The organism is Priestia aryabhattai B8W22 (assembly GCF_000956595.1).
Taxonomy (GTDB): domain Bacteria; phylum Bacillota; class Bacilli; order Bacillales; family Bacillaceae_H; genus Priestia; species Priestia aryabhattai.
The window spans coordinates 259923-276959 of the sequence record NZ_JYOO01000002.1 but is presented as its reverse complement, the minus strand read 5'-3'; the positions used below and the strand labels follow the sequence as shown (position 1 = coordinate 276959).

General features: G+C 38.8%; 16 protein-coding genes. 14 read left to right on the top strand and 2 right to left on the bottom strand.

The features are described 5' to 3' along the window. On the bottom strand, positions 1-1198 hold a 1198-nt coding region (locus tag N178_RS02695), incomplete at its 3' end, for a nucleotidyltransferase (RefSeq protein WP_045290237.1). 179 nt (positions 1199-1377) lie between these two features. Here N178_RS02695 and N178_RS02690 point away from each other — a divergent pair. The 4 genes from N178_RS02690 to N178_RS02675 all read left to right on the top strand — a co-directional run bounded on the left by N178_RS02690 (position 1378) and on the right by N178_RS02675 (position 3852). Next, positions 1378-1896, top strand: a complete 519-nt coding sequence (locus tag N178_RS02690) for a YceD family protein (protein WP_045290236.1) — start codon at positions 1378-1380, stop codon at positions 1894-1896. 65 nt (positions 1897-1961) lie between these two features. After that, entirely contained in the window at positions 1962-2135 is a 174-nt protein-coding gene (rpmF, locus tag N178_RS02685) for a 50S ribosomal protein L32 (RefSeq protein ID WP_013058976.1), read from the top strand. 168 nt (positions 2136-2303) lie between these two features. Beyond that, positions 2304-3071, top strand: coding sequence for an enoyl-CoA hydratase/isomerase family protein (locus N178_RS02680; RefSeq protein ID WP_045290233.1), 768 nt, complete (start codon positions 2304-2306; stop codon positions 3069-3071). A gap of 178 nt (positions 3072-3249) precedes the next feature. Then, positions 3250-3852, top strand: coding sequence for an RsfA family transcriptional regulator (locus tag N178_RS02675; RefSeq protein ID WP_028411482.1), 603 nt, complete (start codon positions 3250-3252; stop codon positions 3850-3852). A gap of 81 nt (positions 3853-3933) precedes the next feature. Here N178_RS02675 and N178_RS02670 read toward each other — a convergent pair whose 3' ends face one another. Continuing rightward, positions 3934-4404, bottom strand: a complete 471-nt coding sequence (locus tag N178_RS02670; protein ID WP_013058973.1) for an N-acetyltransferase — start codon at positions 4402-4404, stop codon at positions 3934-3936. A gap of 313 nt (positions 4405-4717) precedes the next feature. On the opposite strand from N178_RS02670, the gene N178_RS02665 reads away from it, so the two are divergent. The 10 genes from N178_RS02665 to N178_RS02620 all read left to right on the top strand — a co-directional run bounded on the left by N178_RS02665 (position 4718) and on the right by N178_RS02620 (position 16881). Next, on the top strand, positions 4718-6070 hold the full coding sequence (locus N178_RS02665) for an acetyl-CoA carboxylase biotin carboxylase subunit (RefSeq protein ID WP_045290231.1): 1353 nt from the start codon (positions 4718-4720) through the stop codon (positions 6068-6070). Beyond that, positions 6067-6279, top strand: a complete 213-nt coding sequence (locus N178_RS02660; protein ID WP_013058971.1) for a biotin/lipoyl-containing protein — start codon at positions 6067-6069, stop codon at positions 6277-6279. The genes N178_RS02665 and N178_RS02660 overlap by 4 nt, the downstream gene beginning before the upstream one ends. A 19-nt stretch (positions 6280-6298) precedes the next feature. Continuing rightward, positions 6299-7840: an acyl-CoA carboxylase subunit beta gene (locus N178_RS02655; protein WP_045290229.1), complete on the top strand. Its 1542-nt coding sequence runs from the start codon at positions 6299-6301 to the stop codon at positions 7838-7840. Between the two features lie 158 nt (positions 7841-7998). Further along, entirely contained in the window at positions 7999-8880 is an 882-nt protein-coding gene (locus tag N178_RS02650) for a 2-dehydropantoate 2-reductase (RefSeq protein WP_045290228.1), read from the top strand. Position 8881: 1 nt separating this feature from the next. After that, a complete protein-coding gene (locus N178_RS02645; protein WP_013058968.1) occupies positions 8882-9265 on the top strand; it encodes a DUF3397 domain-containing protein in 384 nt (127 codons plus the stop codon). Between the two features lie 90 nt (positions 9266-9355). Next, the gene (gene bshC / locus N178_RS02640; protein WP_045290226.1) at positions 9356-10981 is read left to right on the top strand and encodes a bacillithiol biosynthesis cysteine-adding enzyme BshC; all 1626 of its coding nucleotides are present in this window, start codon (positions 9356-9358) and stop codon (positions 10979-10981) included. Positions 10982-11314: 333 nt separating this feature from the next. Continuing rightward, complete coding sequence (gene rsmH / locus N178_RS02635; protein ID WP_028411477.1) at positions 11315-12250, top strand: 16S rRNA (cytosine(1402)-N(4))-methyltransferase RsmH; 936 nt, start codon at positions 11315-11317, stop codon at positions 12248-12250. A 33-nt stretch (positions 12251-12283) separates the two neighbouring features. Then, positions 12284-12643 carry a cell division protein FtsL gene (gene ftsL, locus N178_RS02630; protein ID WP_013058965.1) on the top strand — a complete coding sequence of 120 codons (360 nt, stop codon included), beginning with the start codon at positions 12284-12286 and terminating at the stop codon, positions 12641-12643. Positions 12644-12648: 5 nt separating this feature from the next. Beyond that, positions 12649-14895, top strand: coding sequence for a penicillin-binding protein (locus tag N178_RS02625; protein ID WP_045290223.1), 2247 nt, complete (start codon positions 12649-12651; stop codon positions 14893-14895). 69 nt (positions 14896-14964) lie between these two features. Continuing rightward, positions 14965-16881: a stage V sporulation protein D gene (locus N178_RS02620; RefSeq protein WP_013084856.1), complete on the top strand. Its 1917-nt coding sequence runs from the start codon at positions 14965-14967 to the stop codon at positions 16879-16881. Positions 16882-17037 lie beyond the last annotated feature (156 nt).

Here is a 17037-nt window from a genome sequence, read left to right as displayed (position 1 = left end):
ATGGCCAAATGATAGGAGGCTGCGTATATTCTTGTTTCATAAACTGAGAGCGCAGAGGCTCTTGAAACGGCATACTATAAACATGTGTGGCTTTAATATCGGTATCAATTTCTTTTAGTTTACATTGCGATACAGTGGATACAATAGGAAGGGACAGCTTTTTCTTAATTGTTTTTAAATAGGCTTGTCCTGTCTTTGACATTCCCAATAAGCGAATATAAGGGTCAGCTTGCTGCATCTCACTTTTTGTTGTATTGGTTAAAAGGTGAACGCACATGCGCTGTAAACGGGTTCTCGTATATCGCTTCGTTTTAACATTTGTTAAAAAATCTTCAAATGAAGTAGATGAAGAAATATAAGATAGCAGCCGGTGTTCAATACCTTCTTCTATTTCATAAATACGCTGTAAGTCATAAAGTGGAGTAGTTAATAATTTGTATTTCAAAAATGGGAAATAGTGCTCCCAATGATGAAACTGTCCGTGTGCTTGTTTGTAAGCTGCTAATTCGTTTGCTGTACTAACTGGCATATGCTTGCTCAGGTCCCCATGGCTGCTGGTGTCAAAAATAGCTTTACGTATGCTTGTGGCACTTGAAATAAAAGAGGAAGACAGTGAATCATCGTGATAATGTGATTGAATTCGAGTGATTGTATATGGTTTAATAGATGCATGCTGTTTTTTAATGGCAGCTACATAGCTCATTCCAAGCACATTATTTGGCTGAGATAGATCAATAGGAGCCTCCGTAAAAAGCTGTAAGAAAGCATTGGAAGCTGCTTTTGGATAACTGTTTCCTTTTTTCATCTCTTGTTGAATTAAAGCGGATAGTTCTGATTCATGAGCTTCGAGCAAATCAGAGGTGCGGGTAAATGAGTCAATATTGCCATTTTCGCTCCCAAAGCATACAAAGTCAGCGTGAAGAGATTCTAAAATAGAAATAGCGCCGCTTGCGAATGTTTCAGCTTTTTGAGTAGAAAAAGCATAAGGTAATTCAACGACTAAGTCTGCACCAGCGGCTAAAGCCATTCTTGTGCGGGACCATTTCGATACAAGAGCAGGTTCTCCGCGCTGCAAAAAATGCCCGCTCATCACAGCAATCACACAATCTGCTCCGGTTTGTTGTTTCGCTTGCTGCAAATGATAAGCATGTCCGTTATGAAAAGGATTATATTCGACAATTATTCCAACTGCTTGCATAATGTCTCCTTTTAATTTATTATTTTTAGTCTAGCTCTTTGTTTTAAAAACATTTTTTTATGAAAGTAAGAAATTTTTACAAAAAAGCATATTTAAGTACATTATAGTGTAAAGAAAAAATATTGACAAATAATCTTGTGAAAGCTATAATAACCTTTGTTGCCTTGAGGTGATTAACAATGAAATGGACAATACATCAATTGTATCAGTTGCAAAATAAAGGTCTAACATTTGACGAAGTGATTGACGGCAAGGAGTTTATGAATGCTGATCCTCAAATTCGTAGAATGTCAGATGTAAACGTGAAAGGAAGAGCCGACATTAGCTCTTCGAAAGTAACGTTTCACCTTAAAATTTCAGGAGAAATGACGTTACCTTGTGCTCGTACATTAGTTGACGTTCCGTATCCGTTTGAAATTAACGCAACCGAAACGTTTTTATTGAATGTGAATGCTGATTATGAAGAAGATGCTGAAGTACGTGTTGTAGAGGGAGAAACGGTTGATTTACAACCTTTGATTCAAGAGTTAATTATTGTTGAAATTCCTCTGCAGGTATTTAGTGAAAATCAGCAAGCGGCAGGAGCAGCTCCACAGTCAGGAAAAGACTGGGAAGTTGTTACCGAAGAAGAACAGCAGGAAAAAGTAGATCCCCGCTTAGCCGTACTCGAAAATTTCTTTAAAGACAAAAAGAAATAAAAATGCGAAGATCCGGCTTTCGGGCCTTCATATGATTTTAAAATTCTTTTAAGGAGGTGGGAATAATGGCTGTACCTTTTAGAAGAACATCTAAAATGAAGAAAAGAACGCGTCGTACGCACTTTAAATTACAAGTTCCTGGTATGGTAGAGTGCCCAAATTGTGGTGAAATGAAACTATCACACCGCGTATGTAAAGCTTGTGGTACTTACAAAGGAAATGACGTAGTAAGCAAATAATTGCTTATTTAAATAAAAGACCCTTTTAAAGGGTCTTTTATTTTTTTGCCTTTTTTCCTTCTCTGCCCTTTGGAAGAGAAGGATTTTTCTTATAGAACAAGAACTCTTTTTAAATAAACAATTACTGTTATAAAAGGATTCATACCTTGTCTATAAGGAGGAAAAAGCATGAAAAAAAGCGAGCTGTTTACTACAAGCCAAGGCATTGCTACATTTGTGATTAATCGTCCTGAAAAGCGTAATGCTATTGATTATGATGTGATGAATGAACTGCAGCAAGCTGTAGAGTATGTGAAACATAATCAGTTAGTAAAAGCTTTTGTAATTACAGGTGCTGGTTCAGACGCATTTTGCAGTGGAGGAGATTTAAGCGTATTTCATGAGCTAAAGACTTCGAAAGAGGCGTCTCAAATGTTAACGAAAATGGGGAAAATTCTTTATGAGATCTTAACGCTCCCAAAACCAACAGTTGCCCTTTTGAATGGAACATCGGTTGGGGGAGGATGTGAGCTTGCGATTGCATGTGATTTCCGTATAAGTGCAACACATAGTGAAATGGGCTTTATTCAAGGGAATTTAGGAATTACAACAGGCTGGGGAGGAGGAACCATTCTTCTGGAAAAGCTGCGTTATCAAGAAGCGATGGAAATGATCTACAGTGCTCAGCTGTATGGAGTAGAACGAGCAAAGCAAATTGGGTTTCTTTCCTATGTCACGTCGTTTAAAGAGCTAACTATGAGGTGTGAGGAGTGGTTAGCGCCTATTACTCATAAATCGACCCAAGTATTGCAAGCTTACAAAGAAATCGCTATTGAAAAATGGGAGCAAAGCCGGGTTTGGAATCGAATGGAACAAGAAATTCATCGCTGTTCGATTTTGTGGGAGTCTCCTGAACATGAAGAAGCGGTTCAAAAGGTCATCGTTAAAAAAACATAGTTATGAACTGCATTTCCATAGCAATATAGTTAATAAGCGAAAGATGAAAGAATCACGGGTTTCCCATTTTGCTTCGAAGTATATGAAAGATTTTCTTGATTGAGAAGAGGAACAATAGTCTATCTTATCTAGTAGGTGCATATTCATTTAATAAGTACGGATAAGGAGGGATAGAAAAATGACTTCTTCTCGTCAAGATGCATGGACTCATGATGAAGATTTATTACTCGCAGAAATTGTACTGCGTCATATACGTGAAGGTGGCACTCAGCTAGCTGCATTTGAAGAAGTGGGGAAGAAACTTACACGAACATCAGCAGCTTGTGGCTTCCGCTGGAATTCTTTTGTGCGCAAACAATACAAAACTGGTATTGACCTTGCGAAAAAACAGAGAAAAGAATTAAAAGCAAGAACTGTTTCAAAAGACGACGAGCAGCCTGCACGCTTATCATATATGGAAGCAGAGAAACATATTTCGCTTAATGAAGTAATTAAGTATTTAGAAAATGTAGATCAAGGGCAAAAACACTCGTCGGAGCTTCTCGAAGCTAATGAAGAACTGCAGCAAAAGATTGAACGTTTACAAGAGAAAGTAACGATTTTGGAAAAAGAAAAAAAAGCTTTGCAAAACAACTTGTTAATTGTGGAAGATGATTATAAAGCTCTTATTGAAATTATGGAGAGGGCTCGTAAAATGGTTGTATTAAAAGAGGATGAAAAAAGTAGAAAAGTGAAATTTCAAGTGGATAAAAATTTAAATTTAGAAAAAGTTCAAAAGTAAAGCGATAGCTTGAATGCTTCCTACTTCATGTTAATTATATATACCACATAGATATAAAATAAACAGCTGAAAATCAGCTGTTTATTTTTGTTCGCTTACACCGTTTGGTAGCCAAATAAGAGGGTTTTCTCCCAAATCGCGATCGATATCATACGTTACAGGTACGAACCCCATTTTTGACCAAAAATCACTCGATTTTACTCGCGGGCTTGTTTTGATAGGTAATTGAAAGGACTTGGCATATTCAACGAGCGTTTGGCCTAATCCTTTGCGCTGAAAATCGCTGAGCACTTCAAGTTTCCACACTTCAATATACGTTTGAGGCGGCTCGAAATATTGATCGTACTGTTTGTTTCGCTTATAGAGACTCATGCGAGCCACTAAGCTATTTCCAAAATAAATGCCGTAAAACGGAGAATTTATTTCATTATCGGAAATCTTAGCATGTAATTCTTCTAGCATTGAAAGTTCTTGAATGCCATATTCTTTGAATTTCTTGAACTCTTCTAGCGTTTTAAAATTAATTTTTAAATGCTTCACTTCGTAATTCATCCCATATCCCCCTTGTTATGTCTCCTTGCTAGATGAACGAACCAAGCCAGTTCGTTCATCTAATATTATATAACAAAAATACAAAATATTCTGTTTTCAGGATTGGTGAACGAATAGTCAATGCGTATAAAGAAAAATGAATTCTTTCGGTTAAATATGAAGAATACATTACTATAAGCATCACTTTTTAGAAAGGAAGCAAAAGGGAAGCAGAATTCAGATAGAAAGCGTTTTCAAAAAATGTAGAGGAGTTTTAAAATTATTGTAGAATTATATGGGGGAAAGTAGAAATTTGAGGAAAGGGGAGAGAAAGGTGAAAAAAATACTGATTGCAAATCGAGGAGAAATTGCTCTTCGTATTATTCATACATGCAAACAAATGGGCATTGAAACGGTGGCTGTCTATTCTGATGCAGATGCAGAGCTTCCGTATGTTCAAGCGGCTACGAAGGCACGTCGAATTGGAGAACCTCCTGTGCAAAAGTCATATTTGAATGTAGAAGAGCTGCTGCGAATTAGTCATGAAGAAAAAGTAGACGCCATTCATCCTGGATATGGATTTTTATCGGAAAATAGTGCATTTGCTAAAAGAGCGATTGATGAAGGCTTTTGCTTTATCGGTCCTTCTCCCGAAATCATTTCGATAATGGGCGACAAAATTGCTGCCCGCGCTGCGATGAAAGAAGCGGGTGTACCGGTTGTTCCAGGCAGCGAAGGAGACGTCACTTCCGTTGAAGAGGCTTGTAAAGTAGCAGGTATGATTGGATACCCGGTTATGCTAAAAGCAAGCGGAGGAGGCGGAGGAATTGGAATGGTGCGCTGTGATAACGAAGATGCAGTGAAACAAGTATATGCCTCAACAAAAGCAAGAGCAAAAGCATATTTTGGTCATGAAGGAATGTTTATTGAAAAGCTGATCGTAAACGCAAGACATATCGAAGTGCAGGTGTTTGGAGATCAGCATGGTAATATTGTTCATCTTTTTGAACGAGATTGTTCTGTACAAAGAAGAAATCAAAAAGTGATTGAAGAAGCCCCGGCGCTTTCTTTAAAAGAAAATACGCGACAAGCTATGCAAAATCAAGCCGTTCAAGCGGCTAAAGCAATCGGCTATTATAACGCAGGTACGGTAGAGTTTATCGTGGACGAAGAAGAAAATTTTTATTTTCTTGAAATGAACACGCGGCTTCAAGTTGAGCATCCGATCACCGAGCAAATTGCAGGAGTCGATTTAGTTAAGTGGCAAATCTTAGCGGCTCGCGGTGAGAAGCTTCCCCGTGTACAAGAGGAAATAGCAGCTAATAACTACGCGATCGAATTTCGAATTTATGCAGAAGATCCGTTTACTTTTTTACCGGCTCCCGGAAAAATTACGGGTTATCACTTACCCGAACGAACTTATGCACGAGTAGATAGCGGTTACAGAAATATGAATGCGGTTACACCTTTTTATGATCCAATGATTGCAAAAGTTATCATTACTGGTCGTACGCGTTCAAATGCAATTGAACTAGCTAAATCATATTTTACAGAAGCTGTCGTAGAGGGAATCAAAACGAATATTCCTCTATTTAAGCAGTTGTTAAATGAAGAGTTATATGAAAAAGGCGCCTATAACACATCGTTATTATCAACCGTATTAAACAAAGGAGGAGCACCGCAATGAGTGAAATCAAAGCGACAATGGCAGGCATGGTATTTAATGTGTTTGTTCAGCAAGGTGCAAGTGTAGCTAAAGGAGAAGTTGTTGTTGTATTAGAATCTATGAAAATGGAAATTCCTATTGAAAGCGATCAAGCCGGTATTGCAGAGACTGTCCATATAGCGGTGGGGGATTTTGTGAACGAAGGCGACGTTTTGGTGACTATTTCATAACTCATAAAGGAGAGATATCATGATACATACAGGTGAATCTCAGAAAAAATATGATGAAAATCGTCAAAAAGTAGAGCGTGGCAACGCGGAAAAATATAAAGAGAAACTTGCAAAACAACAGAAGCTTTTTGTAAGAGATCGTCTAGCCCTTTTATTTGATGACGGGAAATATGAAGAAGACGGCATGTTTGCAAATAATAAAGCCGAAGGGTTGCCGGCAGACGGTGTTGTAACCGCAATTGGAAAAGTAAACGGTGAAACGGTTTGTGTAATGGCTAATGACTCTACTGTAAAAGCAGGGTCTTGGGGGGCCAGAACAGTAGAGAAAATTATTCGGATTCAAGAAGTAGCGGAAAAACTGCATGTGCCTTTGCTGTACCTAGTGGATTCTGCTGGAGCACGTATTACGGATCAATTAGATATGTTTCCAAACCGCAGAGGAGCTGGACGGATCTTTCACAATCAAGTAAAACTTTCCGGCGTCATTCCTCAAATTTGTTTGCTTTTCGGTCCGTCAGCAGCTGGAGGGGCTTATATCCCTGCATTTTGTGATATTGTTGTGATGGTAGATGGAAACGCTTCTATGTACTTAGGTTCGCCGCGTATGGCCGAAGCCGTTATTGGAGAAAAAGTTACGCTAGAGGAAATGGGAGGAGCACATATGCACTGCAGCGTTAGCGGGTGCGGGGATGTGTTAGCTTATTCAGAAGAAGAAGCTATTTCGTATGCCAAATCTTATTTAACGTACTTTCCGCAAAACTATCAAGAGAAGCCTAAAGTACAAAAAGCTAAAGAGCCCAAGCAGACAAAAGCGTTAGTAGAACTCATTCCGGAGAATCAAAATGTTCCGTTTGATATCTATGAAGCAATTGATACCCTTATTGACGAAGGGAGCTTCTTTGAAGTGAAAAAACTGTTTGCCGCCGAACTGGTAACAGGGCTTGCACGAATAGATGGAAAAGTAGTAGGGATTATTGCCAATCAGCCGAAGGTCAAAGGAGGAGTGCTGTTTGTAGATTCAGCAGATAAAGGCGCAAAATTTATTCAACTGTGCGATGCCTTCCATATTCCTTTGCTATTTTTAGCAGACGTACCTGGATTTATGATTGGAACCAAAGTAGAAAGAGCAGGCATCATTAGACATGGAGCAAAATTGATTGCAGCGATGAGTTCAGCTACAGTTCCTAAAATTTCCGTAGTCATGCGTAAAGCTTATGGCGCAGGGCTTTACGCTATGGCTGGTCCAGCTTTTGAACCGGATTGCTGCCTTGCATTGCCTACTGCTCAAATTGCCGTAATGGGTCCTGAAGCAGCGGTAAATGCCGTCTATTCTAATAAAATTAATGAAATTGAAGATCCGAAAGAGCGGTTTATGTTTGTTAAACAGAAACAGCAAGAGTATAAAGAACACATCGATATCTATACGCTGGCGTCTGAACTTATTATTGATGACATCGTTCCTGCTAACGAACTGCGTCGAACTTTAATTGACCGCTTTCGATTATATGAAACAAAGAATGTGACCTTTAGCCGTCGTAAACATCCGGTGTATCCCGTATAATAGAAAAAAACGGGATCACTCTAAATAATTTACAATAAGCCCGGTGATTTTTAATCACGCGGGCTATATGAATAGGTAAAATTTAAAGAATGCATTTAATTCAAAGCATTTTTTTGCTAAAATGAAACTCAATAATAGAAAGAGGAACAAAAAATACGATGAAAACTATAGGTATTATTGGAGGCGGATCATTAGGTCTGTTGTTTAGCGCGTATTTATCAGATTGTTATGATGTAACCTTGTACACGAAAACACAAGCTCAAGCAAAGTGTATTAACGAAAATGGAATTACCTTACATAGACAAGGGGAACATCACACGAAAAAAGTCAGTGCTATCCCTCTGGAAAAAAACATAAAAGAAGCAGATTTAATCATTATCACTGTAAAACAGTATCATTTAAAAGAGATGATCCCTTTTATTAAAACCCTTACTATACATACTCCCCTTTTGTTTATCCAAAACGGTATGAGCCATATTGAAATTCTCAAAAACCTCCCGCAACTTACTCTTTATTTGGGTACAGTTGAACACGGGGCAATGCGTACAAATATGGATAGCGTCCATCATACAGGAATAGGAGCAACCCGTATTGCTTCGTACAGAGGAGAAATGGAGTCTATCTTACCAATTGTGAATTTTCCTTGGATGATTGAAACAGATTGGTATGCGATGCTGGTGAAGAAATTAGTTGTAAATGCGCTCATCAATCCTCTTACAGCGCTGTATCGCGTGAAAAATGGGCAGCTGATTCACAACAGCTATTTTTATAAAATGATGCGTCTATTGTTTGAAGAGATTGCGGATGTATTAAAGCTAGATTCAGCTTTTAATTATTGGGAAAATGCGCTGGGGGTTTGTTCCCGCACGAGTACAAATCAATCTTCTATGCTAAAAGATATACAGGAGGGGCGGCAAACCGAGATTGATGCTATCTTAGGTTATATCCAAACACAAGCTGCTGAAAAAAGAACGTCGACGCCTATTGTTGACTTTTTATATGGGTCAATAAAAGGAATCGAAGAAGAAAAGGGTGAGTAACATGGGAAGTTTTATTGCTGGAGTTTTTGCGACGTTTGTCACTCTGCCGCTCGTCGGTTTTTTTATTCTATACATGCTTTTACGCAAACTGACGAAAAATAAAAGGAAATCTGTCCACATAGCAACGTACATTACTACGGTTTTTCTTATTTTGTCCGTGCATTATGCAGCTGTGGAAATTTTCGGGCACTCTTTTTTGTGGTTGATTGCGTTAGTCCTTTTAGTTGTAGCAATGATTATGATGTTTGTACATTGGAAAGTCAAACATGACTTAGAAATGAAGCTTATTGCGAAAGGGTTCTTTCGGATGAATTTCGTTTTGTTTCTTATTGCACATATTGTATTAAATATAGGTGGAATCGCTTTTCGTATTTCCTCTCTGTAAAGCATGTTACTAGACGTGAGCAGTTACATTATGGATAATGAAGCTATATGTAGAGAATATAAGTATTAGGAAAAGAAAGGAAGTTCTTTCATGGAGATTACAGACGTCTCTTTAAAGGCGGGAAACAAACTAACGAACGATTACATAAAAGGTGAAAAGCAAGCACTTTCCTTTTTTCATTATAATATACACGAAAAAGACGTATATGAAAAACGTTTAGCGGATGTTCAAAAGCAGTCTTATCCAAGAGAACAGCTTGCTGAGTATCTGCTTGATTTTAATAAGCGCTACGGAGCATCTTCTAAGACGATTGAAAATATTGAAAAGCTAAAAGATCCTAACAGCGTAGTAGTCGTTGGCGGTCAGCAAGCGGGGCTGCTTACAGGTCCTTTGTACACCATTCATAAAGTGATTTCAATTGTGCTGCTAGCTAAACAACAAGAGGAAGCTTTAAACGTGCCCGTGCTTCCGGTATTTTGGATTGCTGGAGAAGATCATGATTTTGCTGAGATCAACCATGTATACACAGAGCATAAAAACCAGCTTTTAAAGAAAACGTTAAAGCATTCTTTAAAGAAAAAGCAAATGGTTTCTCAAATTGAGCTAGACCATGAAGCCTGTAGAAGCTGGGTTCGTGATGTTTTTCAAACGTTTAACGAAACGGCGCATACAAATCAGGTGTTACGCTTTGTTTTAGAGGCGTTAGATAAATCACGTACCTATGTCGATTTCTTTGCTCATTTGGTTACCACAATGTTTGCAGAGTCAGGTCTTATTTTAATGGATGCAGCTTCTAGAGAAGTGCGCAGCATTGAATCTTCTTTCTTTGTGACGTTAATTGAACAAAATGACAAATTATCGTCAGCCGTTATGGAACAGCAAACAGAGATTCAAAAACAGTACAAACGAATGATTGAAGTGGGAGAAGAAACGGCCCATCTCTTTTATTCACACAACGAAAACAGAGTACTTTTAGAAAGAGATGCAGAGCAAGAGCAGTTTGTTGGAAAGCTAAATGAACTCGCGCTGTCTAAAGAAGAGCTGGTTCAAATTGCTAAACAAACGCCAGAGCTTCTTAGTAATAACGTTGTGACTAGACCCCTTATGCAGGAGTACTTACTTCCTACCCTTGCGTTTATTGCAGGTCCCGGGGAAGTAGCGTATTGGGCAGAGCTTGAAAAAGCATTTTCTTTATTTAGCTTTAAAATGCCTCCCGTGGTTCCGAGGTTATCCTATGCAATCGTAGAAAGACATATCGAGAAGTATATGGATGAACTTCAGTTAGACCTTTCCAACGTAATGAACGAAGGCGTAGATGCAGAGAGGGAGCACTGGCTTAAGACAGAAGTTCACAACCCGTACGAAATGTATTTTGAAAAAGCGAAAGAAGATTTTGAAAAAATTCATAAAACTCTTCGTGAAAATATTCAAAAAGAAGACAAAACATTTGATGAAGTCATGCTTAAAAATCGAGCGATTATTCAAAAGCAGTTTGAAACCATTCAAAAGATTGTCGAATCCAAACAGCTAACGAAGCACGATGTGAAGCATTCAAAATATGCTCAAATTGAACTTGCTCTTCGCCCCTACAATGCTCCACAAGAACGTATGTGGAATATTATGTATTATTTAAATGGCTATGGTATGCAATTTGTGTCAGATTTACTAAGTGCTGAAGTCGAATTAAATCACCAGTTAAAAGTCTGCTATGTCTAATAAAATCCTGCTGAAAAGCAGGATTTTTATTTTGGAAAAGAGAACAAGTTTACAAGGTGAATGTCAACCAATTGGATCCTTATAAGGTATTTATTTCTAATCACACAAAAAACCTTATATTCCTTACATTTTATTCTACGAATATGTCCTACTTTTAACAAAATGACACTATTTGTGACAAAAAGACAAAATTCTACTTAATTCTTATATAAATAGCTGAAATAATGTTGAACTTTGATATATAATATAAACGTGTATATATATCAAAGAAAAACACCGTTTTTTGCTTTTTGTATACATAACTAAGTAGTTTAGAAAGAAGTAGGTGTCATAATGTTTAATCACACAACTGTTTTGCTTAAAGAAGCAGCGGAAGGCTTAAATATTAAGCCGGATGGAGTATATGTCGACTGCACGCTTGGCGGAGCAGGTCATAGTGAATATATCGTAAAACAGCTATCAGAAAAAGGGAAATTAATTGCGTTTGATCAAGACGATGTTGCTCTTGAAAATGCAAAAGAAAAATTAGCCCCGTATCTAGACAGAGTTATTCTAATCAAAAGTAATTTTCGCTATTTAAAAGAGCAGCTAATGAAACATGGAATTGAAGAAGTAGATGGAGTATTGTTTGACCTAGGCGTCTCGTCTCCTCAGTTGGATACACCAGAGCGAGGGTTCAGCTTTCATCATGAGGCCCCGCTTGATATGCGCATGGATCAAAACTCAAAGTTTTCTGCGTACAACGTAGTAAATGAATGGCCTTATGAAAAACTTGTGAAAATCTTTTTCCAATACGGAGAAGAAAAGTTTTCGAAACAAATTGCCCGCAAAATTGAGGCATATCGAGAGTCTAAACCAATTGAAACAACGCTAGAGCTGGTTGATCTTATTAAAGATGGTATTCCAGCGCCAGCTAGACGAACGGGTGGACATCCGGCAAAACGGATTTTCCAGGCTATTCGAATTGCTGTAAATGATGAGCTGCAAGTATTTGAAGATGCAATTGAACAGGCTATGGATGTGATCAAAAAAGGTGGACGTGTAAGTGTTATTACCTTCCATTCACTTGAAGACCGGATTTGTAAAGTAGCGTTTAAAAATGCAAGCACGGTTCCGCAGCTTCCTCATGGACTGCCGGTTATTCCAGAAGAATTTAAGCCTAAAATGAAAGTCATTACAAGAAAACCTATTTTACCTTCAGAAGAAGAGGTAGAAGAAAATAAGCGAGCGCGTTCGGCAAAGCTTCGAATTGTTGAGAAATTAGTCTAATAAAAGGGTTTAAACAAAGAGGAGGGGACGAGAATGAACAATGTAGCATACAAAGTAAGAGAGCAAGATCAGCAGCAGAAGCAGCAAAAGACGGTACGTCAAGTTGTTCGAAAGACAAAAAGAAAAATCACGGTTGGTGAAAAAATTGTGTATTCTGGGTTTGTCGCACTCATGCTGTTTGGGTCTGTGCAAATCATTTCAAATCAATCTTCGCTTTATAGCATCAGTGAAGAAGTGCAATCACTCGATGGAAAGATTGACAAGCAAGAAGCAAAAAACAATGAGTTAAAATTACAGGTAACAGAGTTAAGTGCATACGATCGTATTTGGACAAAAGCAAAAGAACTTGGACTAAAATTGAATGAAAATAACGTAAAAGTCGTTAACGATTAATTGCGATGACTACGCCAAGAAAAAATAGCAATATTAGTACAGGAGCAGCAATATTAATTTTAATATTTGCATTGCTCTTTTTTGTATTAGCCATCAGGTTCTTTTACATCCAAACGACGGGCAAAGCAGACGGAGAAGCTTTAGCCGAAATTGCACAAAAACAGCATACGCGAACGTCTAAAATTGAAGGACAGCGCGGTACGATTTACGATCGAAATGGAGAAGCAATCGCCCAAGACACGGGTGCTTATACGGTTGTGGCGATTTTAGATAAAAAACAAACAAAAGACAAAGATCACCCGCAACACGTGGTAGACCCAGAAAAGACGGCTCAAAAATTAGCCCCATTGTTGAAGATGGATGAGTCTAAACTTGAAAAAATGATGTCTAAAGACGTCTTCCAAGTCGAACTTGGCCCAGGCGGACGTGACATTGATAACGTGCTAAAGCAAAAAATTGAGAAACTAAATCTCCCGGGCATCACGTTTTTACGCGATTCGAAGCGCTTCTATCCAAACGGTGTCTTCGCCTCAAGTATTTTAGGATACGCACAAAAAGATGATACGGGTAAAATCGTAGGGAAAATGGGAATTGAAAAAGTATTTGATAAGCAGCTTTCTGAAGAAGATGGATATGTAAAATACGAAGCTGCTAAAAATGGAATTAAGCTTCCGGATCCAAAAGAGTCAATTGTAGCTCCTAAAAACGGAGACAGCGTTACGCTTACGATTGATGAAAAAATTCAAACGTTTTTAGAGGATGCGATGACAGCTGCTGCTAAAGAATATAAACCAGAAGAGCTAATGGCAACAGTAGTGAATCCGAAAACCGGTGAAATTTTGGCCATGTCAAACCGCCCTTCATTTGACCCGAATATTCGCGATATCACTTCTTATCGTAATCCGTTTGTTGAAAACAGCTATGAACTTGGTTCAACGATGAAAATCTTTACGCTAGCAGCCGCGATTGATGCAGGCGTCTATAACGGTGAAGACCGCTATCAGTCGGGATCTTATAAAGTAACGAAAAACAGCGTTCCGATTAACGATCACAACGGCGGAGTCGGCTGGGGAGCTATTACATTTAATGAAGGAATTCAAAGGTCTTCAAATGTAGCGGTTGCCATTTTAGCCAACGAAAAATTAGGTACCGATCGTTTGTATAAATACTTAGACAAGTTTGGTTTTATGGATAAGACGGGAATTGACTTGCCGAACGAAGCTTCTAGCAAGTTAGTGACGAAGTACCCGAGAGACCGCGTAACCACTGCGTTTGGACAAGCGTCTGCTTTTACGCCTATTCAAGAAATTCAAGCGGCTACGGCAATTGCAAATGACGGCAAGATGATGAAGCCTTACGTGATTAAACAAGTAGTCGATGAAACAAATAAAAAAACGATTAAGAAAACAAAACCTACCGTAGTAGGCCAGCCTATTTCTAAAAAAGCAGCGAACGAAACGCTAGGTATTTTAGAAACCGTTGTTTCTTCTGATGACGGAACAGGAAAACCTTACGCGATTGAAGGATACGATGTCGCTGGAAAGACGGGAACAGCTCAAATTCCTGGTCCTAACGGAGGTTACCTGCATGGACACGGGAAAAATTTCATTTCCTTTATGGGCTTTGCACCTGCTAAAGATCCAAAGCTGCTTGTCTATGTAGCTGTTAAAAATCCAACTCTCACGCCTCAAGAAACGGGTACTGCGCCGCTTACGGCCGTATTTAATCCGGTGATGAAAAACAGCCTGCAGTATTTAGGAGTGGAGCCTCAAAAAACGGATGAAGACGGAAAAGAAACGAAAGAAAAGAAAGTGGATTCAGAAATCACGCTTAAATCTTACGTTAATGAATCAGTTAATAGTGCCGTGAAAGACTTAAAACAAAAAGGGCTTGTTCCTGTTGTAATAGGTAAAGGAGATACGGTAGAAAGCCAATCACCGACTTCTGATACCATTGTCGCTGGTCAACGCGTGTTCATTAAGACAAACGGAAAAGCCACAATGCCTGATCTAACAGGTTTTTCACATCGTGACGTTATTCGCTTTAGTGAATTTGTCAACGTTCGACCTAGCGCACTTGAAAATGGTTATGTTGTAAGTCAAAGTATTAAAGCAGGAGATCCGCTAAAAGCAGGAACGTACCTGAAAGTGGAACTTGAAACGCCTAAAGAATTTTCAAGCACGTTAAATAAGTTAAAAGAAACAGAAAAAAGTGAATCTGACAGTAAAAAAGACGATAAGCAACTTGACTAGAAAATAAGTTCTAGTGAATCCTGTACAAGCATATATTGGAACGAGCCGATTCAGAGGAGGTTCTAATATATGCGGGTATCAGGAGTCACAGTTCGTAAAAGGCTAGCCATTGTTTTGTTTGTCGGTTTTATTGTGTTTTTGATTATTGATACAAGGCTTGGATATGTACAGTTGCTGACTGGGGATACGCTAACTGAAAAAGCCAAAGACTTATGGAGTCGGAATATTCCTTTTGAACCAGAAAGAGGAAAGATACTAGATCGCAATGATGTGGCACTTGCTACAAATAAAAGTGCACCGACCGTTTTAGTTATGCCAAGACAAGTTGAGAATCCAGCTGTTACGGCTGAAAAGTTAGCAAAAGTGCTGGGAGCATCAAAAGAAAAAGTATATGAACAAATAACAAAAGCTTCTTCTAGCGTATATTTGCGTCCTGAAGGAAGAAAAATTTCACATGCGAAAGCAAATGAAGTACGAAATTTAAATTTAAAAGGCGTATATATAGCTGAGGATTCGAAGCGGTACTATCCGTTTGGGAGTTATTTGTCGCATGTATTAGGCTTTGCGGGAGTAGATAATCAAGGGTTAACGGGCCTTGAATTATATTATGATAAAGAGCTAAAAGGACAAAAAGGTTCAGTTAAATTGTATTCTGATGCTAAAGGTAAAAAGATGCCTAATATAGCCGATGACTACACAGCACCTGTGGACGGGCTCGATTTGAGATTGACCATTGATTCACGTGTGCAAACGATTATGGAGCGTGAGTTGGATAATGCTCAGACAGCTTATAATCCAGATGGTATGATTGCCATTGCCATGAATCCTAAAAACGGTGAAATTTTAGGTATGTCAAGCCGTCCGGGCTTTGATCCGACGGATTTTAAAAATGTGAAGCCTGAGGTGTATAATCGCAATCTTCCAATCTGGAGCGTATATGAGCCCGGATCAACGTTTAAGATTATTACACTGGCAGCTGCTCTTGAAGAAAAGAAAGTGGATTTACTAAAAGATCAATTTTACGATGATGGAGCCGCGGAAGTTGGAGGAGCGAGACTTCGCTGCTGGAAAAAAGGCGGACATGGACAGCAGTCTTTTTTAGAAGTTGTACAGAACTCATGTAACCCTGGTTTTGTGGAGCTTGGGGAACGTTTAGGAAAAGAGAAGTTGTTCAAATACATTAAAGAATTTGGCTTTGGTCAAAAAACAGGTATTGATTTACAAGGGGAAGCAAAAGGAATTTTGTTCCCGCTTGAGCGCGTAGGTCCGGTTGAACAAGCTACAACAGCTTTTGGGCAAGGGGTTGCTGTTACGCCTATTCAACAGGTAGCTGCTGTTTCCGCAGCCGTAAACGGTGGAACGCTTTATGAACCTTATATTGCAAAAGAGTGGGTGGATCCAACTACCGGAAAAGTTGTAAGCAGTCATAAGCCGGTTGCTAAGCGAAAAGTTATTTCCGAGGAAACGTCTAAGCAAGTGCGTTTTGCGCTTGAAAGTGTAGTAGCACAAGGAAGCGGAAAAGGAGCTTTTGTGGAAGGGTACCGCGTTGGTGGAAAGACGGGTACTGCGCAGAAAGCTCAAAATGGAAAGTATTTAAAAAACAATCACATCGTTTCTTTTATCGGTGTTGCACCAGCAGATAACCCTGAAATTGTCGTGTATGTTGCGGTTGATAATCCAAAAGGCACCATTCAGTTTGGTGGAGTTGTAGCAGCTCCGATTGTAGGTAAAATGATTGAAGACAGTTTGCGTGTGATGGACGTTAAACCGCGTAAAGGCCAAATCGAAAAAGAGTTAACGTGGCTGGACACACCAATGATAAAAGTACCAAATGTCGTAGGAATGTCAAAAAAAGAGTTACAAGAACAGCTACTTAATTTAAAATTAGATGTGAGTGGCGAAGGAGATAAAGTGGTCAAGCAGTCTCCTGCAGCCGGAACGAAAGTTAAAGAAGGCGAAACGGTTAGAATTTATATGGGAAAATAAAAAATCTCTATAAACCACTATTCTTCCTTGCATGATAATCAGCAGGTTACTCTGCGTGTGAACATGAAATCAACAAATAAGCCTAGGGGGTGTTCCCTCCGGGCTTCTTTTTCTGTAAAATGTAATAGGTTGGGTGCTAGAAAAAGAAGAATAGTT